The following is a 22,569-nucleotide window of genomic DNA, read 5'->3' on the forward strand; positions in this document are numbered from 1 at the left end:
TGAAACGGGCAATCAATTATCTGTACCTTCTTTTTCAAGTTCCTTTTCAGCTTTTTCACGATTACGCTTTCGTTTCTCTTCAATCTTTGCAGCCGCTTTGGCCTCATCTTCCTTCTCTTCCTTCAGGAGCTCTTCAGGAGTTTTATGTTTTTTAAATATACTTGAAATCATCTTTTTCGCCTTGCTCACCCCACTCACGACTTTTTCAACCTTTCCAGCGGTATTCATCAATTTGGCCTCACGTTCTGGGCCAAGACCTACACATTGTTTGATCCCAACCAATAAAGTCTGCCATAATGCTTTAAAAAACGGATGATTCGGGTCGCGCCGCTTATTAATATGCCCAACCGTATATTTTCCATACAAATCAGGGTTACTGGGATTAAACAGAACCTGATTAATCATAAAAGAAAGCAGGCCTTTCTTTTCACGCCGCCCGTCGTCGCCGACCTCAGTCAGTATATTTACCTTGAGGTCGTCATAATCCATTTTAAATGTTCCTTTGCTCCGATAATCATTAGCAAAAATATCAAAACTGATCTGCTTTAGATTTCCAGATTTGACTTCAACATTCAACAATGGGCGAATCATCTTGTTTATTACAGGTAGGTCCATCTTTCCAAGTGTTCCCTTGTAGGTGTAAGCGCCCACTTTGGAAGTCATATCAAATACAAAGTTGGTGTTTAGCCTACCTGCATTCATAAAATTACTGTGCAGATTTGCACGCATCAGCTTCTGCTTTTTTAGTTTTGTGGAGTCATTTGTGATATTACATATTGTCCCATAAGTATGATCGAATGTAATTGTACCGATCTGACTGTATTCATCGCTCATTTCGGAATACGAAATACCCATATTTTCGAGAATTAATGAATCAATTCCCATTCGTGTTGATATCTTCATCAACTTCATGTGTGGAGCATGTCCAATATGGCTGGTCGGTGCGCTTTTATAATGCTTGTCACTATAAATCGAAAGTGTTCCATTTTTGACAAGCGCATGCTTTGTGTAAACTTTTTTATCGCGCGAAAGCGCTGCAAAATTGAAGCCTGTCAGGAGCAAGGTGTCCATTTTTAACACCATATAACTTCCTCCTTCACCTTTCTTCCTGTAATAGGCAGCTTTATTCAATGTTGGCTGATAAGCAACTTTTGTTAACAGCACATTCCGGCTTTTGCTATTGATTTTCAGCTGATCAAAGTTCACCTTATAAAAACCATCCGGAGTTTTATACGTAAAACCAGGTACTTGAATATCCACCATTTTACTGTGATAAAACCGCTGGCTATCTTGTTCGGAAGTCGAATCTATCAATACATCATCTATTCGGACCATTACCTTTTTAATCTCAAAATCCTGATGAACTCCCTTTTGGACCTGAGTATATTTAAAATCAATATTATTGAGGTTAACCGCCTCCACTTGGATTTTTTTAAGATTGTCTTTTATCTTCTCATAAAGCGGCTTTTTGGGCCCGCTGCTAACCGTATCATTATAGCTATGAACCTCATTGATCACATGGATATTTGGCGTCTCCACTGTAATATCATGTAAGAAAAGCTCCTTGTCCATCAGAACCCTCCGGATGCCAAAGCTTTTTATTTTTAATCTATTTACAGCGACCTCAAAGCGATTGTCGGGTGCTTTCTGGGCCAATACGAGTTTCCTATAAACTGTACTATCTGGAACGAGATGCAAATTATCTATTGTTACATTTCCAAGGATTAAATTGACATGGATATCATCGTATTGTATCGAATACAGACTGTCTGTTGCCTGTGACACCAATTGTTTGAGTTTTGTGTCCAAAAGTGGCTTCCACTTGTGGCTAAAATACCAAATACCCCCAGCCAAAACCAACAGGATAAATGCTATAACACCAAGGATCCATTTTAAAATAGGCTTCATAAAGTCATAATCTCTTCGTAATTTCGTCTTTATTTTATTGAATAACAAACAAAATTAATCCCATTTTGTTTGACATACGACTAAATAAAGGAAATATGCTGCGTAAATCACAACTATATTTATTTCTTGCACTATCCACATTACTTTTTTCACTATCCTGTTCTAATACATCGCATGACACAGGTTTTTATTTTTGGAAGACTGTATTTCAGTTAGACACTGTAGAAAGTCGCTCGCTAAAAGAAATTAATGCGCAATCTATTTATGTGAGAATAATGGATATCGACTTTGACCCTTCGGGTGTACAGGCCGTTCCCATTAGCCCAATCACCTTTACCCAACCCGTACCAAAAGAGCAGCAGGTAATCCCCGTAGTATTTGTCAACCAGCGTATTTTTACGGAAATGGATAGTCTTCAGATTCGGGCATTGGCTAATAAAATTGTACCATTTATTGTAGCCAAAATAAAACAGGCAGGAAAGGAGAATTTTAAGGAACTCCAATTGGATTGCGACTGGACAAAAACTTCGCGTGACAAATTCTTTTATCTTCTCAATTACTTACAGCATCTACCCGCATTGAAAGATATTCTAGTAAGCTCAACATTAAGACTACATCAGGTCAAAAACATAGTCACGAGTGGAGTCCCCCCTGTCCGAAAGGTCATGTTGATGTGTTATAACATGGGAAATCTGAGACAATTTGGCCCTCAGAATTCCATTATAAACCAAAAAGATCTGAAAACCTATCTCAGCGGAACATTACACAGTTACCCTATTGAGATGGACATTGCTTTACCCTTATTTCAATGGTTCGTAGTCTTTAGAAATAATAACTACATTGGCATTTCAAAACATATCAGTGAAGAAGAGATAAAAGACACTTCTTTATTCACCCATAACCCTAATACCAATCTTTACATCTTAACAAAAGACCTTCCTAAAGCCAATCTCAAAAAAGATGATATCATCCGATTTGAGTCCGTCAACCAAGAAGATCTCTTACAAACGGCAAAATTTTTGAAGGGAGAATTGAAAGGAAAAGAACATCGAATTATTTTTTATCACTTAGATCAAGCTACACTAGCAAAACATAGCAATGCCGAATTACAAAAAATTATTGCTGCTTTCTAGCACAACACTTGCTTTCTTCTTCGGAGAGATCGCAACTAATATCGCCTGCGGTCCAGAAATAGACCCTTATGATAATCAAACGACTTATTACTTGCCGCATCTTGAGGACAATGGATTTTCGGCTTTTCAATTTATACCGTACCAATTTCTCTATAGTGATGAAGAGCCCGTTAAAGAAAGCTTGATTAATGCGGAGGCTTGGGTTAAGCATCTTGGATCGGCAGTAAAAGTTAGTGATGTCGAACAATTGATGTATAAGAGTAATACTGAAACGGCCAATTTGGCGAGCAATCAACAGAAATCTACTTGGTCAAACTTGCCAGATTCTGTTCGTGGAAACACCTTCTTAAAGACGTTGATTGATGGAAAACATGAGGCAGAGCGAGCTTATTTTATATTTACCAAAAAACAGGAGCCTATTACCAATATCCAACATAGTTATTGGGACCCTGATACACGAAATTTTAAAGAAATCATACAATTTGCCGAACTTGCCGAACAGCAGATCGCCAAATACCCAAAAAATAGTTTCCTCTATATCCGCTACGCTTATCAGGCAGCCCGTTTATACCTATTTGGGCATGAGTATACCAACAGTATGACCACCTATGAGAAGTATCTGCGGCCTGTAAAAGGGAACGATGCCATTCTCAATTGGGCACTGTCGAATTATGCTGGTGCTGTGCGAAAAAATGGTGATGGAGCAAAAGCTGCATACCTCTTTTCTAAACTCTTTACCATGAGTCCCGAACGACGTATATTGGCTTACTCCAATTTCCACTATATCACTGCGAGTGATGCCGAGATTTTTCAATACGCCAAAAATGATGCAGACAAATTCAACATTAACGCCATTATAGGCTTCGGCAATAGCGGTCGTGCCCTGAAATATTTAAGCGAATGTTATCAGCTTGACCCAGCAAATCCCATAAATGCAGTTTTACTAGGTCGCGAAGTCAACAAAATAGAAGCTGAAATGAACGAGTCTTTTTATCTCAATAGAGATAGCTATACCTATTATTCAAGGAATGAGGACAAAGGGGACGCCAAAAAATACCTGGATTCTGTTCGCACATTTGCCTTGCAGCTCTATCGTGATAAAAAATATGTGCAACCGCAACTAGGACTTATTACCGCAGCATACTTAAGCTGGATAAATAAGGAAAACACATTGGCAAAGGAATATCTTTCAGAAATTAAAGAATCCGAACTCAACCCTAAATTGGTTGACCAGCTTCAAATTACCCGTTTATTGACCCAACTGACCGACTGGCAAAATAGCAAGCAACTGGATGAGATCAAGTTGACCCAAACATTGACCTGGTTGGAAGAGAAGGCCAAACTTGACGGTAAAAATGACACTAACGAACCAAGATGGAATTATAATGCTTTTGAACACAGCAACTATAGCTTAATATGCCGCAATATCTTACAGAACCTAGTGGTAAAACATTACTTGAATACTCAGGATACGGCCATGGCAAGTTTGGCAGCGGTGAAAGCTGACATCTTTTACAACTATGGTTTTGCGCAGGATTCACTGGAGGAAAATATGCAATGGTCAACCATGCATTTCTGGGAAAATAGCCTAACGCCCAAAACGTTACTAAAGATCAGAAATTTGCTCACAGATAACGGCCAGCAGCAGACCTTATCCAAATTTTTGCTGAAAGATATCAAGCATTTCAATCGAGACTATCTCACAGAATTATTAGGGACGACTTATTTGCGCGAACTTGACTTTCAGAAAGCCGCTAAAACCCTTGCAGGGCTACCTAAAGATCATAAGGAAATGGAAATTAAGAATTGGTATAGCGAGGAGCAAGAAGACCTCAAGCCCAATCCGTTTATTGTCACTATAAATGATTACCCAAAAAAATATGGCAAACAGTCCACCACTAAGCTAAAATATGCTGAACGCATGGCACGCTTGGAAAATGCCATAAAAACGGAAAAGAACAACCAGAAAAAAGCCGAGTATTATTTCCAAATGGCAACAGGAATCTACCAAACAAGTACCTATGGAAATGCATGGTCGATGGTGTCTTATGAATGGTCTTCTATAGATAATCACGCAGCTTCTACACTTCACTGGCAACGGAATTACCTGCAAACGAAATCAGCAAAAGAATGGTACAACAAGGCCCGTTCGCTCAGTACAGATAGGGATTTCAAAGCTAAATGCACTTTTATGCTCGCCAAATGTGAGCAGAAGGATTTTGTTTATACCAATGAGTCCCGTTGGCAATACTACGACTCACCTTTAAAGAATCCATTCTATCGCTTTGCGATGCAAAATAAATATTTCAAGGAGTTGGGAGCACAATACAAAGACACACCATTCTTTACGATCGCTTCGCGAGAGTGCACCTATCTTCGTGACTTTTTAAATTTAACCCAAGCGATACGCTAGGCATTTTGTATTAGGATTCAATCACATGAATAGAAATTGTTTCCCATGTATGGAGTGTTCCCAAAAAGTTAGCCACTTTTTGGGGGCATTTCTGATGATAAAATAAGAAGTCCTTTATGTTAATTATGCTCTGCTATCTTCATTATGGTACATACTGAGGTAGCTATCGTAGCGCGAACTTTCGATCCGCCCTTCTTCCACTGCTTCCATGATAACACAGCCAGGTTCGTTGATATGTCTGCAATTATTAAATCGACACTGGTTCATCAAAGCACGCATCTCTGGAAAAAAATGAGATAGTTCTTGTTTCTCGATGTCAACAATGCCCAGTTCACGAATGCCTGGCGTGTCAATCAGCTTCCCGCCGAAAGGAAGATCGAACATCTCAGCAAAAGTGGTCGTATGCTTTCCCTTGTCAGACCAGTCGGAGATTTCACCGGTCTTTAATCCATATGCTGGAACAATCGCATTGATTAATGTTGATTTACCCACTCCTGAATGTCCTGACACTAATGTTATTTTATCCTTAAGCAGTTCCTTGACCACATCTATATTTATCCCCGTTAAGGCAGAGACCTCAAAGCAGGGATATCCGACACCCGTATAAATTGCCTTATAGTCTGCCAAAACCTCCAATCCTTCATCACTGAACAGATCCAATTTATTGAATATTATTACTGCCGGAATACCATATGCTTCTGTGGTCACTAAAAATCGATCAATAAATCCCAAGGAAGTTGGTGGAGAGGCCAAGGTAACCACCAAAAATGCCTGATCCAAATTTGCTCCTATAATTTGGGTTTGCTTGGAGAGATTGACTGATTTACGGATAATGTAATTTCGACGAGGTTCCAATTCATAAATGACGGCACTTTCCCGATCCGGCTCCACCTCAAAATGAACCCAGTCTCCAACAGCGACAGGATTCGTTGTTTTTATCCCTTTGGTGCGAAATTTTCCTTTGATCCTACAATCGTATCTTCGATCATCTTCGCCCAAAACCTGATACCAACTACCGGTCGATTTAGTTACCAATCCTCTCATAACTCCTGCTGCATTAAATGTGTCATGCTGCAAAAATCGGAAAAATTTATTAAACTTACCCGTTAATGAATTTCTTACCTTTGCAATAGACACTAAAATTCAATTTTGTGAAAAAACTATTTCTTTTAGATGGAATGGCTCTTATATATAGAGCTTATTTTGCATTGAGCAAAACTCCCCGAATTACCTCAAATGGGTTAAATACAGGAGCAATCATGGGATTTACCAATACGCTTTTGGACGTATTGAAAAATCAGCAACCTTCTCATATAGCAGTAGTGTTTGACACCGCAGCTCCTACCGCCCGACATATTGAATTTGAAGCTTATAAAGCGCACCGCGAGTCTATGCCTGAGGATCTTGCGTCCTCTATTCCCTATATAAACCGTTTAATCGAAGGCTTCAATATCCCGATTATTACAATGGATGGGTACGAAGCAGATGATATTATCGGGACCTTAGCAAAGAAAGCTGAAAAACAAAATTTTCAGGTCTATTGCATGACACCGGATAAAGATTTTGGCCAGCTCGTATCGGACAATATTTTTATCTACAAACCTGCCCGGATGGGTAACGGAGCAGAAGTACAAGGTGTCAAAGAAATTTTGGAAAAATGGGAAGTTTCTAATGTCTGTCAAGTCATCGATATCCTCGGCCTTTGGGGTGACGCTGTAGACAATATACCGGGTATACCGGGCATCGGTGAGAAAACAGCAAAAAAACTTGTGCAGGAATACGGATCTGTCGAAGGTATTATTGCTAACGCGGATCAACTCAAAGGAAAAATGCGCGAAAACGTGGAAAACTTTGCTGAACAAGGACTTATCTCTAAAAAATTAGCTACCATTTTATTGGACGTACCAATTGACCTTGACGAAAAATCACTTGAACTGGAAGATCCAAACAAAGAAATTCTTGAACCACTATTTGCGGAACTAGAATTCAGAACACTTGGAAAGCGGGTTTTCGGCGAAGATTTCTCCATTCTCGACAGAAGTGCCGCCACAACTGGCCAAATGGATTTATTTTCGACAACAACAACTACAATTACCACGACCGAAATTGTTACCGAAGTAAGCGTCGAAAATGCAGCAATAAATAACATACATAATACCGCGCATGAATATGTTTTGGTCGATACGCAAGAAAAACAAAAAGAGCTTGCCGAAAAGCTGTCTTCTTTGAATAGTTTTTGTTTCGATACGGAAACGACAGGATTGGATGCTAATCTTGCGGACATCGTAGGCTTATCATTCTCCTTTGAAAATGCCAGAGCTTACTATATTCCCACTCCGGCAGACCGTGAAGGAGCACAAGCTGTAGTCGATATTTTTAAGGCAGTATTTGAAAATCCGAACATCGAAAAAGTGGGACAAAATATCAAATATGATATTTTACTTTTGGCACGATATGGTGTAAAAGTAAAAGGGCCTCTTTTTGACACGATGGTTGCACATTATCTGATTGATCCAGATACCCGTCATGGTATGGACCTCCTCGCAGAAAATTATCTTAATTACAGTCCAGTATCCATCACTGAGCTTATAGGGGAAAAAGGCAAGAAACAAGGAAACATGCGCGATGTGGAGATTGAAAAAATTAAGGAATATGCAGCCGAAGACGCAGATATCACATTACAGTTAAAAAATATATTTCAACCTCTCCTTATCGAGACCGACACCATAGAACTCGCTCAGGATGTTGAATTCCCATTAGTATATATACTCGCTGAAATTGAACGAAATGGTGTAAAAATTGACGTTCCGGCACTCGAAGAATTTTCAAAAACTTTGGAGCAGGACATCAAAAACCTCGAGGGATCTATTTTTGAAAAAGCAGGTGTAAATTTCAACATTGCTTCCCCAAAACAATTGGGTGAAGTTTTATTCGATAAACTGCAGTTGGATCCCAAAGCGAAAAAAACAAAGACGGGACAGTACAAAACGGGAGAAGATGTATTACTGGCGTTAGCTCATAAATCAGACATCGTTCAAGATATTTTAAACTTCAGGCAAATGCAAAAACTAAAATCAACTTACGTGGATGCACTGCCGGAGTTAATAAACCCCGAAACAGGATTAATTCACACATCTTACAATCAAGCTGTTGCTGCAACTGGACGTCTGAGTTCGACTAATCCGAATTTACAAAATATCCCGATACGTACCGAAAGAGGTAGAGAGGTAAGAAAAGCGTTTATTCCACGATCTGAAGAGAACGTGATTCTATCAGCCGATTATTCGCAAATTGAACTGCGCCTGATCGCCGAGTTAAGTAACGATCAAAATATGATGGAGGCATTTAGTCAAGGTCATGATATCCACCGGGCAACAGCCGCAAAAGTATATCATACCGATTTTGATGCTGTTACTTCTGAACAACGCCGCAACGCTAAAGCCGTCAACTTCGGTATTATATATGGTCAATCGGCATTTGGTCTTTCCCAAAATCTTGGCATCTCACGCAAAGAAGCATCGGATATCATCAACGAGTATTTTAACCAATATACAGGGATAAAAAGATATATGAGTGATGCGATCGAGTTTGCAAAAGAGAAGGGTTATGTTGAAACAATTTTAAAGCGGAGGCGTTATCTTAGAGATATCAATTCGGCAAATATGACAGTTCGGGGATTTGCGGAAAGAAATGCTATTAATGCACCTATCCAGGGTTCGGCCGCAGATTTGATTAAACTTGCCATGATTGCCATTCAAAATGAAATTGAGCAGCAAGGCTTATCGGGTAAAATGATCATGCAGGTACATGACGAATTGGTTTTTGACATACCTAAAAGCGAAATACAGCTTTTTAAGGAAATCATACAGGATAAAATGACCAATGCAATCAAAACAAATGTACCTTTGGTTGTAGAAATTGGAGAGGGCAAAAATTGGCTTGAAGCGCACTAATATTATGATTAAAAAACTCATCCATCTATTGTTATTCATTTCTGTGTGCAGTTTTACAACCCTTTACGCACAGGATGAGAAGCCTGTATTCTACGAAAAATTAGATCAGGGGCTGATTCGTTTTTATTTCGACAAATACTACTATCTGGTGTCGAAAGAGTGCGAGTTTAAATCCATTGAGCGTGTGAGTAAATTCGACTTCACTAAACAGTCATTCGACGGTGAATTTCGCGATTTTGCGCCCAATGGTAATAGAATACTCGTCGGAACTTACACAGACGGTAAAAAAGAAGGTTTGTTTCAAGCTTATCATCCAAACGGCGTATTAAAATGGGAGGTAACTTTCCAAAATAATTTTCCTACTGGTGACTGGAAATTTTACTATCCTGACGGAAAGCCGTTGTTAACCATTACATATAGCGAGCAAGGCTACTTTATTAAAGATTACTGGGACAATAGGGGAAGGCAAGAAGTAACGGATGGTGAGGGCAATTATGAATTTTCCATTCCTTTTGAAGGCTTTACCGAATTTGGGTTTGATTTTTACCTACGTAAAGGGAAGGTGAAAAATGGCAAGCCCCAGGGAAACTGGAATACGTATTTTTATAATGTTGGCCAGCAGCCTGTGTATGCTATGACACAACGGTTTTCAAATGGTGTGCTTACGACAACGTATGATGACAATGGAGAACTTAACAGTGAAGATTTTTTGTCGCTAAGCATCCTCCCTTATGACTATTTCATGCGGGCAGAACTATTTAATAGCAAATCGTGCAGCTTTGATGACTATGCTAACTTTTATGCTTTCCTCGCGAAACGATTTAACGATAATCTCAATAAAAAGGGGATTGAAATTACCCAACAAGTAAACTTCTCATACCTGGTGGAGGTAAAGAAAACAGGAATGGCTAATCTGAGAAACCTTAAGTTAGTTTCAGATTCGGGGAGTGAATCTTTCGATGGAATCTTAAGCGGAATTGCAAAAAGCATTGACTTCTATTTTCCTACATATAAAGAGAATAAGCCACAGGATGACCTCATTAAAGTTTCTGGGAGTATTACAACGGGGAATGATGGAAAAGTATATACCCATTCAATTAAAATTGAAAGACAAATAGACAATTCGAGTAAATAACTATCTTTGCAGAAATAAATAGATATGAAATTTCATAAAGAAGGATACACCACATTAGCAATCGCTGTACTTTTTATCTTTATTATCAATGCAGTTGCGGATTATTATGATGCTTCGCAATATGTCAAATGGTTTATTTATGCCCTATCAGCATTCTTGTTTATTACAGTTGTTCAGTTCTTCAGAAGCCCTAAAAAAGTGTTCAATCCAGAAGATGGGGTCATTCTTTGTCCGGCTGACGGGAAAGTTGTTGTTATCGAAGAGACTGAAGAAAATGAATATTTCCACGATAAACGTATTCAAGTTTCGATTTTTATGTCGCCAGTTAATGTACACGTTAACAGAAATCCTATTAGTGGTTTGGTTACATTCTTTAAATATCATCCTGGAAAATTTTTAGTGGCCTGGCATCCCAAATCATCCACCGATAACGAAAGAACAACGGTCGTTGTCAAAGATAAAGCAGGGAGAGAGGTTCTTTTCCGTCAAATTGCGGGAGCCCTAGCGCGCCGTATTGTATGGTATATAAAAGAAAATGACGAAGTGGTGCAAGGTAATGAGTTTGGTTTTATCAAATTTGGTTCCCGCGTAGATTTATTCCTCCCTTTGGGCACTGAAATCAATGTCAACATTGGTGATAAAGTTACAGGAGCTAAAACCATCATTGGGAAATTTTAACAATTTATTAATATCATTATAAGTAACTTAGGCTCCAAATTAGGGGCCTTTTTTATTCAACAAATGAATTTTAGACAATTATTATTGACAAACTCAGCAGCGGTTGGTGTTGCAATATCCACAATCAGCTTTTATTATAAACACGAGCTGCAGACAGCATTGATCATTTTCTGTGTTGCGGTGGTAACGAGTTTTCTTCTATTTAACTATTTATTTGAGAAGTATATATATCGGCGTCTCAACACCATGTATAAACTCATTCACAATCTCAAACTTGGCAAAGATCTTAAAGATGCCATCGGAGAACATATCAGCGAGGACCCCATTACAGATGCTGAAAATGAAGTCAAAGCATGGGCAAAAGATAAAAAAAACGAGATAGAACAATTAAAATCACAGGAAAAATTTCGAAGAGAGTTTCTATCCAACATTTCCCATGAATTCAAAACACCACTCTTTGCTACACAGGGCTACATTGAGACGCTGCAGGACGGCCTTATGGAAGAGGATATGGAAATGGCAAAAAATTTCCTCAACAAAGCTGCCCGAAATCTTGATCGCCTTAATTATCTAATTCTTGATCTGGATGAGATATCTAAATTGGAATCTGGCAAAATGGTTCTTAATATCGAAAAATTTGATATTGTCGACCTGATCAAAGACACCTCAGAATCCCTTGAAGACAAAGCCAAACAGCACAACATCAAAATCGAATTCAGACCTAAGGCCGGCACACCACATTGGGTGAAGGCAGACCGCAATAAAATACATCAAGTACTGTACAATTTGATAGACAACTCATTGAAATATGGAAAAGAAGGTGGAACAACAAAAATTAAGATTTTCCCATTATTTGAGCAGGTTCTTATCGAAATTACAGACGACGGCTATGGCATTGAGGAAAAAAATCTCAGCCGCGTATTTGAACGTTTTTTCCGAACTGACAAAAGCCGATCACGCGATATAGGAGGGTCTGGGTTAGGGCTAGCAATCGTTAAGCATATTGTTGAAGCACATCAGCAAAATGTCAATGTGCGCAGTACGGAAGGTATCGGAACCACATTTGGGTTTACGTTACAAAACGTGCAAGCCGGAAACTAAACAATGATGACACTTTTGTGTTTAAACAAAATCAATGTTAACATTAACTTAACATTAAGGTATTACTTTTGTAAAAATAATTTTAAGATATGTCTTTAAATAGCATTTTTCAGTACTTCGTTCCAAAGGACAAAAAATTCTTCCCTTTGTTTGAACAAGCCGGCAACAATTTGATCGAGATGTCAAAGTTGTTAAAAGATATTGTAAACTCAAGCAATCCTGAGAAGAAAAAAGATTTTACGCGCAAGATGGAAGATTTGGAGCACAAGGGCGACAATATCACACATCAAATTCATTTGGAGTTAGGAAAGAATTTCATCACTCCTTTCGATCGCGAAGATATACACTCTTTGGCAAGTTCATTGGATGATGTAGCCGATTTTATTCACGGTGCTGCCAACAGAATGGACCTTTACAAAGTTGAAAAAGCGACTGAACCAATGATAGAAATTGCGGACTTGTTGGTTGAAGCCACTGAACATGTGTCAAAAGCTATTCATGAGCTTAGAGACTTAAAAAATATCCGAAACATTACAGATTCATGCGTGCGAATCAACAGTGTTGAAAACAAAGCAGATTATATCTTTGATAAGGCTGTAGCTGACCTATTTGAGTTTGAAAAAGATGCAATTTCATTAATTAAACACAAAGAAGTGTTATCTGCAATGGAAGATGCAACGGATAAGTGTGAGGATGTTGCTAACGTATTAGAAAGCATTCTAGTTAAAAACGCATAATCATTCGATATAAGTGCACAAAAATTCTACGAGATTATGATGTCAACATTACTCGTTGTCGTGATTGTCCTGGCAATTGCTTTTGACTACATCAATGGATTCCATGATGCAGCCAATTCCATTGCGACAGTTGTATCAACAAAAGTTTTAACGCCAGCAATGGCAGTTTTATGGGCTGCAATATTCAACTTTGCCGCTTACTTCTACTTTACAGACCATAAGGTCGCCAATACCATTGCAAAAACAGTATTGGAAGAATACATTACATTAGAAGTAATTTTTGCGGGATTATTAGCAGCAATTGGCTGGAACTTGTTCACATGGTATTACGGCGTACCATCAAGTTCTTCACACACGCTTATCGGGGGATTTGCTGGTTCTGGTATGGCTTATGCATTTATTCTGGGTGCAGATCCAATTCATGCTATCAATATTGATGCTACCCTAAAGATTATTGCTTTTATCGTGCTCGCTCCGATCATAGGTATGACGATTTCCGTCATCATTACCCTACTGGTCATTAATCTGGCGAAAAACTCCAGACCAAGTGTTGCCGAAAAATGGTTCAAAATATTACAACTTGTTTCCTCTGCAGCACTAAGTTTTGCACACGGGGGTAACGACGCTCAGAAAGTAATGGGAATTATCCTGGTGGCTATGGTAGCGGGTGGTTATGTCCCAACGACAGAACACATGCCGGAATGGATTCCATTAACTTGTTATGCGGCTATTGCAGCTGGAACGATGAGTGGTGGATGGAAAATAGTAAAAACAATGGGAACCAAAATCACAAAGGTTACCCCACTGGAAGGTGTTTGTGCTGAATCAGCGGGAGCGGTTACATTAGGTATTACTGAACATTTTGGTATTCCGGCTTCTACAACACATACTATTACAGGAGCAATCATAGGCGTTGGTGTCGTTAAACGTGTTTCGGCCGTACGCTGGGGTGTCACAATCAGTTTGTTATGGGCTTGGATATTAACGATTCCGGTTTCAGCCGTGTTAGGTGGATTGTCGCTATTGATTGTACATTATTTGCTTTAGAAAAAAAAACCTTAATTTTTTTCTTAAACGTATTGAAACAAAACAAAAATTTGGTACTTTCGTAGCGGATTTTTGTTTTGTTGTTTCACATTAAATCCTTAATTTAGTACAAAATATAGCGGAAACAAAATATTTAACATAACTTTAAGACTTTGGCACGGCAATTGTACTGTTCCAAGTGTTGATAAAAGATAATTAAGTTTGAAAACAATTAAAATTAATAATAACCTTAAAAACAAGAGTATGAACTATTCTACAATTAAAAAAACAGCTGTTGCTGCTACATTAGTTGCCGCTTTAGGTTTTGCTGGTACAGCACAAGCTCAACAAGTATTCGGTGGTAGATCACAATACAGAACTTGGTCTATCGGTGTGCAAGGTGGTATTACTACACCAAACACAATTCTTCCTGGATCAAATGCTTTTGGACAAAAAGTAGGTTACTTCCAAAACAAAGTTGGTGAATACTACGGATTAACTATTCGTAAACAATTCTCTCACACTTTCGGTTTAGAATTAGAAGCAAACCGTGGTAAGATCAAAACTTACAATCACAATCAATCTGGACCTATTGCAGAAAATTCTTTGGGTGCAAAATCGGTACAAACTGACGTAAACTGGGCTGCTAGCTTGAACGGTGTATTCCAATTAGGTACTATCGATTTCTTGAGAAGAGAAAATGCAGTTAACTTCTATGCTAAAGTAGGTTTAGGAGTATTAGCAAATAATCCTATTCAATTTGCTAATAATGACTTCACAGGTACAGAAGTATATAATGTAGCGAACAATCCTGATGGTCAGAAATGGGGATCAAGTATTTTTGGAGATCGCGAACGCAAAGGCGACCGCGACAACAAATTAACAGCTTTCGTTCCAGTAGGTGTTGGTGCTAAATTTAAATTATCTGAAGTAGTTGCGTTGAACTTAGGTTACACGATGAACTTCACTGATGATAACTTATTGTATGGTCCAGCTCGTACAGACTACAAAGGTAAATTCTCTACAGTAATGGCTGGTTTAGAATTCACTCTAGGTTCAAGAGACAAACAAAACTTGACTTTTGCTAACCCAGTTGCTACAATGTACGATGAGTTGAAAGATCCTTCATTGAGAAACGAAGTTGAAGCATTAAAACAACGTGTAAGCACTTTAGAAGGTACAGTTAACACATTAAGCGCTGATGCTGATGGTGACGGTGTATCTGATAAATTTGATAAATGCCCTGGAACTCCAGCTGGTACTCCAGTAGATGGTTCAGGATGTCCAATCAAATTCCCAGAGCCAGTTGTTAGCTCTACTACTTCTAACGGTTACTATGCTCCAATTCAATTCGAATTTGATAGCTCAGTATTGAAAACTTCATCTTACTCTACATTAGACAAATTGGCTAAAGAGTTACGTGATAACAATGCATCTGTACAATTAGATGGTTATGCATCTGCTGAAGGTTCTGAAGCTTATAACATGACTTTATCTAAAGACCGTGCTAACTCTGTAAAACAATACTTAGTAAATGCTGGTGTTTCTTCATCAAGCATCACTGCTAACGGTTACGGAGAGAAAAATCCAGTTGCATCTAATGCTACTGAAGAAGGTCGCGTTCAAAACCGTCGCGTTGAGATCAAAAAATAATTGTATACAATATATACCATTATAGTAAAAGCCGGCTATTAAGCCGGCTTTTACATTTTACACGTATTTATCCTTAACTTTGTGAACGATATCCAATTTGTGGAAAATTAGTTCCATTAAATTAGATAAGAAATTAGTATTTTGAATTAAAGAACAGGATACTGATTTTAAACTTTTGAGAATGGAAGAGGATTTTGAATTTGAGAACCCCGAAGAAAGAAAAATCTCGGTGGACAGATATGAGGAAATGCTTCGAAACGAGGATCAGTATTTTTTTGACTCCAAAGCTTTTGAAGGAATTATTGATTACTACGCAGAAAAAAATGATCCTGTTAAGGCGCTGCAGGTCGCCGAATTCGCAATCAGCCAGCATCCCTTTGATATTACATTTCTATTGAAACAAGCGCAACTGTTTTCAACGATTCAACAATATCAGAATGCACTCGCTGCATTGGATAAAGCGGAACTATTAGAAGCCTCCGAAGGAGATATATTTTTGATCCGCGGCGGTATACTAGGAGGTATTGGAAAATTCGACGATGCCTTGGAACAGCTGTTTAAAGCTCTTCCTTTATTGGACAATAAGGATGAGGTGTATTTCCATATTGCGATGATATTTCAGGCCCAAATGAATTATGATAAAGCCATCATTTATCTAAAAAAAGCTCTTGAACTCAATATGGATTACCAAGAAGCACTTTATGAATTGGCTTATTGTTATGACGTATTGGATAGACAGGAAGAAAGTATCTCCTTTTATAAGAAATACATAGATTCAGACCCTTACTCCTACTACGCGTGGTATAACTTGGGAAATTCATATCATAAGATCGGCCGGTTTGAAGAAGCATTGGATGCTTATGACTATGCAATATTGATCAAGGATGACTTTTCTTCAGCTTATTTCAATAAGGGAAATGCCTTGGTCAATTTAGATCGCTACCAAGAAGCATTGGACGTATACAAGCAAACATTTGAATATGAGCAACCCAGTGCTGATACCTATTGCGCAATAGGTGAATGTTATGAAAAACTGGAGCAGATGGAAGAGGCTCGAAACTACTATAAAAAGGCAGTCAAATTGGATGGTGAACTTGCGGATGCCTGGTTTGGCATTGGGGTTACCCTAGATTTCGAAGAACGTTACTTTGAATCGCTACACTTTTATAAAAAAGCATTGGAACTGGAGGATACAAATCCAGATTACTGGTTTGCAATCGCCGATGCACGATATAAATTACAGCAAATAGACCTAGCAGAAGAAGCTTATAAAAGAGTCGTTAGCTTAAATCCAACTGATATCGATGCATGGCTGGATTATTCCTCAATTCTATTTGAACAAAGTAAAATTGAAGAAGCTATAGATGTAATTTCCGATGCGATCACACAGAATCCGAATGCGGCAGAGTTATACTACCGGATTGTTGCATATCTATTCGCCAATGGACAATATAACGACGCACTAAACTTTTTGGAACTTGGTTTAGCAACTGACCCGGATAAGTATCATATCCTTTTTGATTATCTCCCACAGCTTCAGGGAAATCAGATTATTATTGAAATTGTCAAAAAATATACAAAGCCGAAAGATTAATATAGTATAGGCACTATATCCGGTCATCGCCAAAGTATGACCGGATATCAAAATAAAAGCGCCATTCATATTCCAACAATCTAATCTTCCCACTTTAAATGAAAAAACTAGGGCTAATAGGATACCCATTAGGGCATTCTTTTTCAAAAAAATATTATTTAGAAAAATTCCGCCAAGAGCAAATAATCGATGTGGATTATGACTTATATCCCATCCCTCAAATAGCTGATTTTTCAAAAATTGCCTCCAACAAAGATTTCTATGGTGTGAATGTGACCATTCCTTACAAAATTGAAGTTATGGATTATTTGGATGAGCTTTCGGAAGAGGCCAGCGCAATTCAAGCCGTCAATTGTATTCGAATCAGCCATACTGTAGATGGCACAACAAAGCTAAAAGGCTACAATACTGATGCCTATGGTTTTGAGGCTTCATTAAAACCGTTAATCAATCCCCAATTTGATAAAAAAGCCTTAATATTAGGCAATGGTGGTGCTGCAAAGGCAGTAATTTATGCGCTGAATAGACTTGGAATAATGCATTCTCTCGTAAGCAGAACAAAGAGCGCAGACCAATTGACTTATGATGAATTGGATGCTGCTATCCTAGCAGACCATACGGTGATTATTAACTGTTCACCTGTTGGTACTTTCCCCCATACAGAACAATCGCCAACAATTCCTTACGAATTTTTAAATGAGAACCATCTTTGTTATGATCTCATTTACAACCCAGAGGAAACTACATTTTTACGAAAAGGTAAACAAATGGGAGCCAGAATCAAAAATGGATATGAAATGTTGGTCCTTCAAGCGGAAAAGAATTGGGAAATTTGGAATAGTTAATCTTTCCATAGTAAGAAATCAATAAAATCAGTAATTTTACCTATATGCTTACGATCAAATCATTTACTTTCAATCCATATCAGGAAAATACTTACCTACTATACAACGAGTCTGGAAATGCAATTATCATTGATCCGGGCATGTATGGAGAGCACGAGCAGCAAGAAGTAGTAAGTTTTGTCGCCGACAATAAGCTTCGACCTAAACTTCTATTAAATACACATTGCCATATTGACCATGTTTTAGGAAATAATTTTGTTCATGAAAAATATGGTTTGTTGCCACAGTTTCATCAAGGTGAAGTACCTATTTTAGTAGCTGTTCAGAATTATGCCCCTCAAATGGGCATCCGATATGACATCTCTCCAATTGGAGAAACATTTTTAAATGACGGTGATACCATTTACTTGGAGAATGACGAACTAGAAGTCATTCTGGCACCGGGTCATTCTCCAGCACATATTTGTTTCTACTCTGCTCATCAAAAATTTCTGATTGGAGGGGATGTGCTCTTTCGCAACAGCATAGGTAGGACAGATCTTCCAGGAGGCAATCATCAACAGCTTTTGGATAGTATAAAGTCAAAACTCTATACTTTGCCCGATGATACTGTTGTATATCCTGGGCACGGGCCATCCACAACGATTGGCTTTGAAAAAAATTCCAATCCTTTTATTCGACAATAAAAGTCATGAATCTGCCCTTTCTATTTGCTAAAAGATATCTTTTTTCCAAGAAATCTGTCAACGCCATTAATATTATCTCATCCATTAGTGTAATCGGTGTAATGGTAAGTAGTGCTGCATTGATTATATTGCTTTCCTCCTTCAATGGAATGGAACAACTTATTTTGTCTATGTACAGTAAGTTTGCTCCAGAACTCAAGATAGAACCCTCCAAGGGAAAACTTTTCGATACAAAAAGTGCAGCTTTTGATGAATTAAGAAAAGACCCCAATGTGATTCATTACACGGAAGTTCTACAAGAAAAGGTATTACTGCAATATTCAAATAGACAATTTATTGCTAATATAAAAGGAATTGAGCCGCAATCACTAAGTAAAACAACCGGAGACAGTATTATTGTAGACGGTCAATATGAGCTTAAACACGATTCTATTAATCTGGCCATTCTAGGCGCAAGTGTTCAGGCCAACCTGGGGATTCCATTACAAAAACCTGCTGAGCAAATTCAAGTATATTCTCCGAGAAAAGGGGTGAAAAATTCATCAAATCCTGCTGAGGAATTTAATATACGATCGATTACTCCGGGCGCAGTATTGCGTTATCAACAAGATTTCGACAATTTGATCATTACCCCAATCTCATTTGCCCAAGAGGTTCTTGGAGAATATCAGCGTGTCTCATCAATCGAATTTTATCTAAAAGATGGCGTAGACATCAATGCGTTCGAGCGGCTATTACAACAGAAAATCGGGCCTGATTATATCGTAAAGAATAGAGAAGAACAAAATCCAACTTTATATAAAAATGTACGCGTAGAACGATGGGTGGTTTTCTTTATATTGACCTTGATTAGCGTTATTGCAATATTTAACATTGTGGGTTCACTAACAATGCTTGTACTGGACAAGCAAAAGGATATGACGATTCTGAAAGGTCTCGGCGGTGGTAATGACCTGATTCAACGCATCTTTTTTTATGAAGGCCTCATGATAGCTGTTATCGGTTGTTTCTTAGGGCTATTGATAGGTGCAATATTTAATTATGTACAATCAACTTATGGAATTATTCGCGTAGAAGATGGTGCAAATACGATTATTGACAGTTACCCTATGGTAAGTCAATGGAGCGACTACCTTTTGGTTTTTGTAACAGTCACTGGCATTTCTGCGCTAGTCTCTTACTTTTCTGCCAAAGTAAGCGTCAAAGAATTAAGCAAATTGAAGACAACAAATTAATAATTTGAAGTTTTTCGGCTCTTACTTCCCTTAGTAATTTGCTGGATTAAATTACCCCAAGCAAAAGGATTTAACAACGGATTAGCATATCGCTGATTGATGACCTTATTATTCATCGTATTGAAGCTCTGCGCATTGTTAATTGATCGCATTTCGTTTCCATCACGCGGTATTACTGCAGCCATTGCAGCTAAAGATTCATAAGATAAGGATCTTCTTACTCTCACAATATTATCTTCAGAAACGTCAAGATTCATAAAGGCAATATTGAACTCTTCAATGCTCGCCCAGGGGTATGGGGTTACCATCGGTAGTTCCGTAACGAGATTTTGCATAACGATATTTGCTGTATACTTGTCGCCCTTGACTTCAGGAATAGTGACCGTTAGTGGATCAAACCCCACAGATGTAAAACGAATGGTATCCCCTACATGTGCTACAAAAGAAAAATAACCCTCATTATTTGCGGCAAATGCTTCATTTCTGAAAGATAAATTAGTGACTGTTGCATAACCTACCGGTAGCCCAGATCCAACTGTTGTGACAATACCGGAATATTGAACAATCTTCCTTTCCTGAGCATGTGATGCGGAAAAGAAAAAAGTCAAAAGGGTGATAAGAAATATTGAAATCAGCAACTTCATAGAACAAATTTAAACAAAAGTAGCCGAACTAGCCGTTAAATTGTGTTAAGAGCACAACTAATTAACAGGGGGTAGAGTCGCTTCGGGAGAGTCGGGATCTGTTAAATTAATTGCCTCAACAGCTGTAATTTCAGGAACAGCCTTCCTTATTGCCTGTTCTAAGCCCGCTTTGAAGGTCATGATACTCATTGAACATGAAGCACATGCTCCCAATAATTTTAAACGCACGACATTATCCGCTGTGATCTCTTCGACACTCACATTTCCGCCATCAGTTTCCAAATATGGTCTCAAGGTATCTAGTGCTTGCTCAACTTTTTCTTTTAATGTCATACTCTTAATGCTATTCAATGATTGTAATATGTAAAGATAGTCAAATATTTTAAAATGTATATTCTTAGGCCTAAATGCCCCCACAAAAACAACAAGTATATGACAATATCTTCATCTCGCGCTGTTGATCGAGTTAAAGTATGTTAATAAGAAATCATGTTTTTGCGATCAAAAAATTATTAAACTATATTGCGCAATAAAATTTAATTGATTAGTATAACAAATTCACTTATCTTTGTAAAATGTTTTTAAATAGGCGTATAGCGGCTATCTGTGCCGGCATGATGTTTCTATTGGTATTTACTGGTTGTAAGAGTAAATTTGAGAAATTGCGCGCAAGCAATAATATCGCTCAAAAATACGAAGAGGCTGTAAAACTTTATGAAAAAAAGAAATATACCAAGGCGTTAGTTTTGTTTGATGACTTGCGGACGAAATTCCGCGGACAAGCTGAAGCAGAAAATATTTACTATTATTTGGCATTTGCCAATTACCGTTTGAAAGATTATACGTCAGCGGCATTTCACTTTAAAGATTTTGCTGATGTATACCCCAATAGTGCAAGAGCAGAAGAATGTAGGTTTATGCATGCCTATTGCTATTACTTGGATTCTCCAAGATCAACATTGGATCAAGCAAATACACGAAAGGCAATTGACGCATTACAGCTCTTTGTTAATCTTTATCCCGAATCTGAGCGATCTAAAGAAGCCTCTGATCTTATTCAGAAGTTAAGAGATAAGCTAGAGCTTAAAGCTTTTGCCAATGCAAGACTGTATTACGACATGGGGCTTAATGATGATTATAGGGCGGCGGTCATTGCTTTGCAAAATGTCCTAAAAGAATACCCTGATACAAAATATGCAGAAGAAATTGAGTTTTTGACATTAAAGGCTCAATACATATATGCATCAAAAAGTATCTTCCTGAAACAAGAAAGTAGATTTGATGAAGCTTTGGATTATTACCGTAACTTCGCAAGTAATTTTCCAAACAGCAAGCATATGAAGGAAGCAGAATCCCTTCGGGAAAATTCTGAAAAAGGCATTAAAACTGCACTCTCCCAGGTGAAAGATTATAATAAGGCTCTTTCAGAACAGGAAGCATATATCAAAGAACAAAAGGCGAAAAAAGAACAAGAAAATACCCAAAAAGATGAGTCAAAAAAATAATAATTCAATTCCAAATTCTACAGTTACACGTGACTTGAGACAATTGGACAAAGGCACTGACAATCTCTATGAATCTATTGTAGTTATTTCTAAACGCGCGAACCAAATTGCAGTAGACATTAAAGAAGAATTGAACGGAAAACTTGCGGAGTTTGCAAGTAATAACGATAACTTGGAAGAGGTATTCGAAAACCGCGAACAAATAGAGATTTCAAAACATTATGAGCGTATGCCAAAGCCTACTTTGGTTGCAATCGATGAATTTTTAAACGATAAAGTGTACTACAGAAATCCTTCGAAAGAGCAGGACTAATCCGTAAAAA

Annotated in this window: 19 protein-coding genes; 15 read left to right on the forward strand and 4 right to left on the reverse strand. The window is 38.1% G+C overall.

Annotation, left to right across the window (positions count from 1 at the left end; genetic code table 11):
- Positions 1–12: 12 nt before the first annotated feature.
- Positions 13–1,908, reverse strand: a complete 1,896-nt coding sequence (locus VXM68_RS04710; protein ID WP_312362304.1) for a hypothetical protein — start codon at positions 1,906–1,908, stop codon at positions 13–15.
- 95 nt (positions 1,909–2,003) lie between these two features.
- Between VXM68_RS04710 and VXM68_RS04715 the strand changes: the two genes are divergently transcribed.
- Together VXM68_RS04715 and VXM68_RS04720 are read left to right on the forward strand one after the other, a co-directional pair.
- Positions 2,004–3,041, forward strand: coding sequence for a hypothetical protein (locus tag VXM68_RS04715; protein WP_294186123.1), 1,038 nt, complete (start codon positions 2,004–2,006; stop codon positions 3,039–3,041).
- Complete coding sequence (locus VXM68_RS04720; protein ID WP_367210595.1) at positions 3,007–5,454, forward strand: hypothetical protein; 2,448 nt, start codon at positions 3,007–3,009, stop codon at positions 5,452–5,454. Before VXM68_RS04715 ends, VXM68_RS04720 begins: the two co-directional genes overlap by 35 nt.
- A gap of 123 nt (positions 5,455–5,577) precedes the next feature.
- Here the strand turns inward: VXM68_RS04720 and rsgA are convergent, their stop codons facing one another.
- On the reverse strand, positions 5,578–6,498 hold the full coding sequence (gene rsgA, locus VXM68_RS04725) for a ribosome small subunit-dependent GTPase A (RefSeq protein ID WP_294186127.1): 921 nt from the start codon (positions 6,496–6,498) through the stop codon (positions 5,578–5,580).
- A gap of 107 nt (positions 6,499–6,605) precedes the next feature.
- Here rsgA and polA point away from each other — a divergent pair, with 107 nt between their 5' ends.
- The 11 genes from polA to VXM68_RS04780 all read left to right on the forward strand — a co-directional run bounded on the left by polA (position 6,606) and on the right by VXM68_RS04780 (position 20,097).
- Positions 6,606–9,407, forward strand: a complete 2,802-nt coding sequence (polA, locus tag VXM68_RS04730) for a DNA polymerase I (RefSeq protein ID WP_367210596.1) — start codon at positions 6,606–6,608, stop codon at positions 9,405–9,407.
- 4 nt (positions 9,408–9,411) lie between these two features.
- Positions 9,412–10,542, forward strand: a complete 1,131-nt coding sequence (locus tag VXM68_RS04735) for a toxin-antitoxin system YwqK family antitoxin (RefSeq protein ID WP_294186131.1) — start codon at positions 9,412–9,414, stop codon at positions 10,540–10,542.
- 24 nt (positions 10,543–10,566) lie between these two features.
- On the forward strand, positions 10,567–11,220 hold the full coding sequence (locus VXM68_RS04740) for a phosphatidylserine decarboxylase family protein (protein ID WP_294186133.1): 654 nt from the start codon (positions 10,567–10,569) through the stop codon (positions 11,218–11,220).
- A gap of 63 nt (positions 11,221–11,283) precedes the next feature.
- Positions 11,284–12,321: an ATP-binding protein gene (locus tag VXM68_RS04745; RefSeq protein ID WP_293957335.1), complete on the forward strand. Its 1,038-nt coding sequence runs from the start codon at positions 11,284–11,286 to the stop codon at positions 12,319–12,321.
- An 89-nt stretch (positions 12,322–12,410) separates the two neighbouring features.
- The gene (locus VXM68_RS04750) at positions 12,411–13,058 is read left to right on the forward strand and encodes a DUF47 domain-containing protein (protein WP_209582087.1); all 648 of its coding nucleotides are present in this window, start codon (positions 12,411–12,413) and stop codon (positions 13,056–13,058) included.
- Between the two features lie 36 nt (positions 13,059–13,094).
- Positions 13,095–14,105 (forward strand): inorganic phosphate transporter, encoded by a 1,011-nt coding sequence (locus VXM68_RS04755; protein WP_293957336.1) that lies wholly within the window; start codon positions 13,095–13,097, stop codon positions 14,103–14,105.
- 243 nt (positions 14,106–14,348) lie between these two features.
- A complete protein-coding gene (locus VXM68_RS04760; protein ID WP_293957337.1) occupies positions 14,349–15,737 on the forward strand; it encodes an OmpA family protein in 1,389 nt (462 codons plus the stop codon).
- 181 nt (positions 15,738–15,918) lie between these two features.
- Complete coding sequence (locus VXM68_RS04765) at positions 15,919–17,331, forward strand: tetratricopeptide repeat protein (protein WP_293957338.1); 1,413 nt, start codon at positions 15,919–15,921, stop codon at positions 17,329–17,331.
- A gap of 98 nt (positions 17,332–17,429) precedes the next feature.
- Positions 17,430–18,176, forward strand: coding sequence for a shikimate dehydrogenase (locus tag VXM68_RS04770; protein ID WP_367210597.1), 747 nt, complete (start codon positions 17,430–17,432; stop codon positions 18,174–18,176).
- A 44-nt stretch (positions 18,177–18,220) separates the two neighbouring features.
- Positions 18,221–18,862, forward strand: a complete 642-nt coding sequence (locus tag VXM68_RS04775; protein WP_367210598.1) for an MBL fold metallo-hydrolase — start codon at positions 18,221–18,223, stop codon at positions 18,860–18,862.
- A gap of 5 nt (positions 18,863–18,867) precedes the next feature.
- On the forward strand, positions 18,868–20,097 hold the full coding sequence (locus VXM68_RS04780; RefSeq protein ID WP_293957341.1) for an FtsX-like permease family protein: 1,230 nt from the start codon (positions 18,868–18,870) through the stop codon (positions 20,095–20,097).
- Here VXM68_RS04780 and VXM68_RS04785 read toward each other — a convergent pair.
- Together VXM68_RS04785 and VXM68_RS04790 are read right to left on the reverse strand one after the other, a co-directional pair.
- On the reverse strand, positions 20,094–20,741 hold the full coding sequence (locus tag VXM68_RS04785) for a hypothetical protein (protein ID WP_294186143.1): 648 nt from the start codon (positions 20,739–20,741) through the stop codon (positions 20,094–20,096). The two genes, VXM68_RS04780 and VXM68_RS04785, sit on opposite strands and share 4 nt — an antisense overlap.
- 57 nt (positions 20,742–20,798) lie before the next feature.
- Positions 20,799–21,074 carry a NifU family protein gene (locus VXM68_RS04790; RefSeq protein WP_209582127.1) on the reverse strand — a complete coding sequence of 92 codons (276 nt, stop codon included), beginning with the start codon at positions 21,072–21,074 and terminating at the stop codon, positions 20,799–20,801.
- A 242-nt stretch (positions 21,075–21,316) separates the two neighbouring features.
- Between VXM68_RS04790 and VXM68_RS04795 the strand changes: the two genes are divergently transcribed.
- Entirely contained in the window at positions 21,317–22,246 is a 930-nt protein-coding gene (locus tag VXM68_RS04795) for an outer membrane protein assembly factor BamD (protein WP_293957343.1), read from the forward strand.
- Positions 22,230–22,559, forward strand: coding sequence for a DNA-directed RNA polymerase subunit omega (locus VXM68_RS04800; RefSeq protein WP_293957344.1), 330 nt, complete (start codon positions 22,230–22,232; stop codon positions 22,557–22,559). The genes VXM68_RS04795 and VXM68_RS04800 overlap by 17 nt, the downstream gene beginning before the upstream one ends.
- Positions 22,560–22,569 lie beyond the last annotated feature (10 nt).

Origin of the sequence: Sphingobacterium sp. R2 (genome assembly GCF_040760075.1) — a bacterium.
Classification (GTDB): Bacteria; Bacteroidota; Bacteroidia; order Sphingobacteriales; family Sphingobacteriaceae; genus Sphingobacterium.

Bases quoted from the DNA above. Each gene is read 5' to 3' on its own strand.
- VXM68_RS04710 (WP_312362304.1), bottom strand. From the start codon at position 1,908: ATGAAGCCTATTTTAAAATGGATCCTTGGTGTTATAGCATTTATCCTG.
- VXM68_RS04715 (WP_294186123.1), top strand. From the start codon at position 2,004: ATGCTGCGTAAATCACAACTATATTTATTTCTTGCACTATCCACATTA.
- VXM68_RS04720 (WP_367210595.1), top strand. From the start codon at position 3,007: ATGCCGAATTACAAAAAATTATTGCTGCTTTCTAGCACAACACTTGCT.
- rsgA (WP_294186127.1), bottom strand. From the start codon at position 6,498: ATGAGAGGATTGGTAACTAAATCGACCGGTAGTTGGTATCAGGTTTTG.
- VXM68_RS04735 (WP_294186131.1), top strand. From the start codon at position 9,412: ATGATTAAAAAACTCATCCATCTATTGTTATTCATTTCTGTGTGCAGT.
- VXM68_RS04740 (WP_294186133.1), top strand. From the start codon at position 10,567: ATGAAATTTCATAAAGAAGGATACACCACATTAGCAATCGCTGTACTT.
- VXM68_RS04745 (WP_293957335.1), top strand. From the start codon at position 11,284: ATGAATTTTAGACAATTATTATTGACAAACTCAGCAGCGGTTGGTGTT.
- VXM68_RS04750 (WP_209582087.1), top strand. From the start codon at position 12,411: ATGTCTTTAAATAGCATTTTTCAGTACTTCGTTCCAAAGGACAAAAAA.
- VXM68_RS04755 (WP_293957336.1), top strand. From the start codon at position 13,095: ATGATGTCAACATTACTCGTTGTCGTGATTGTCCTGGCAATTGCTTTT.
- VXM68_RS04760 (WP_293957337.1), top strand. From the start codon at position 14,349: ATGAACTATTCTACAATTAAAAAAACAGCTGTTGCTGCTACATTAGTT.
- VXM68_RS04765 (WP_293957338.1), top strand. From the start codon at position 15,919: ATGGAAGAGGATTTTGAATTTGAGAACCCCGAAGAAAGAAAAATCTCG.
- VXM68_RS04770 (WP_367210597.1), top strand. From the start codon at position 17,430: ATGAAAAAACTAGGGCTAATAGGATACCCATTAGGGCATTCTTTTTCA.
- VXM68_RS04775 (WP_367210598.1), top strand. From the start codon at position 18,221: ATGCTTACGATCAAATCATTTACTTTCAATCCATATCAGGAAAATACT.
- VXM68_RS04780 (WP_293957341.1), top strand. From the start codon at position 18,868: ATGAATCTGCCCTTTCTATTTGCTAAAAGATATCTTTTTTCCAAGAAA.
- VXM68_RS04785 (WP_294186143.1), bottom strand. From the start codon at position 20,741: ATGAAGTTGCTGATTTCAATATTTCTTATCACCCTTTTGACTTTTTTC.
- VXM68_RS04790 (WP_209582127.1), bottom strand. From the start codon at position 21,074: ATGACATTAAAAGAAAAAGTTGAGCAAGCACTAGATACCTTGAGACCA.
- VXM68_RS04795 (WP_293957343.1), top strand. From the start codon at position 21,317: ATGTTTTTAAATAGGCGTATAGCGGCTATCTGTGCCGGCATGATGTTT.
- VXM68_RS04800 (WP_293957344.1), top strand. From the start codon at position 22,230: ATGAGTCAAAAAAATAATAATTCAATTCCAAATTCTACAGTTACACGT.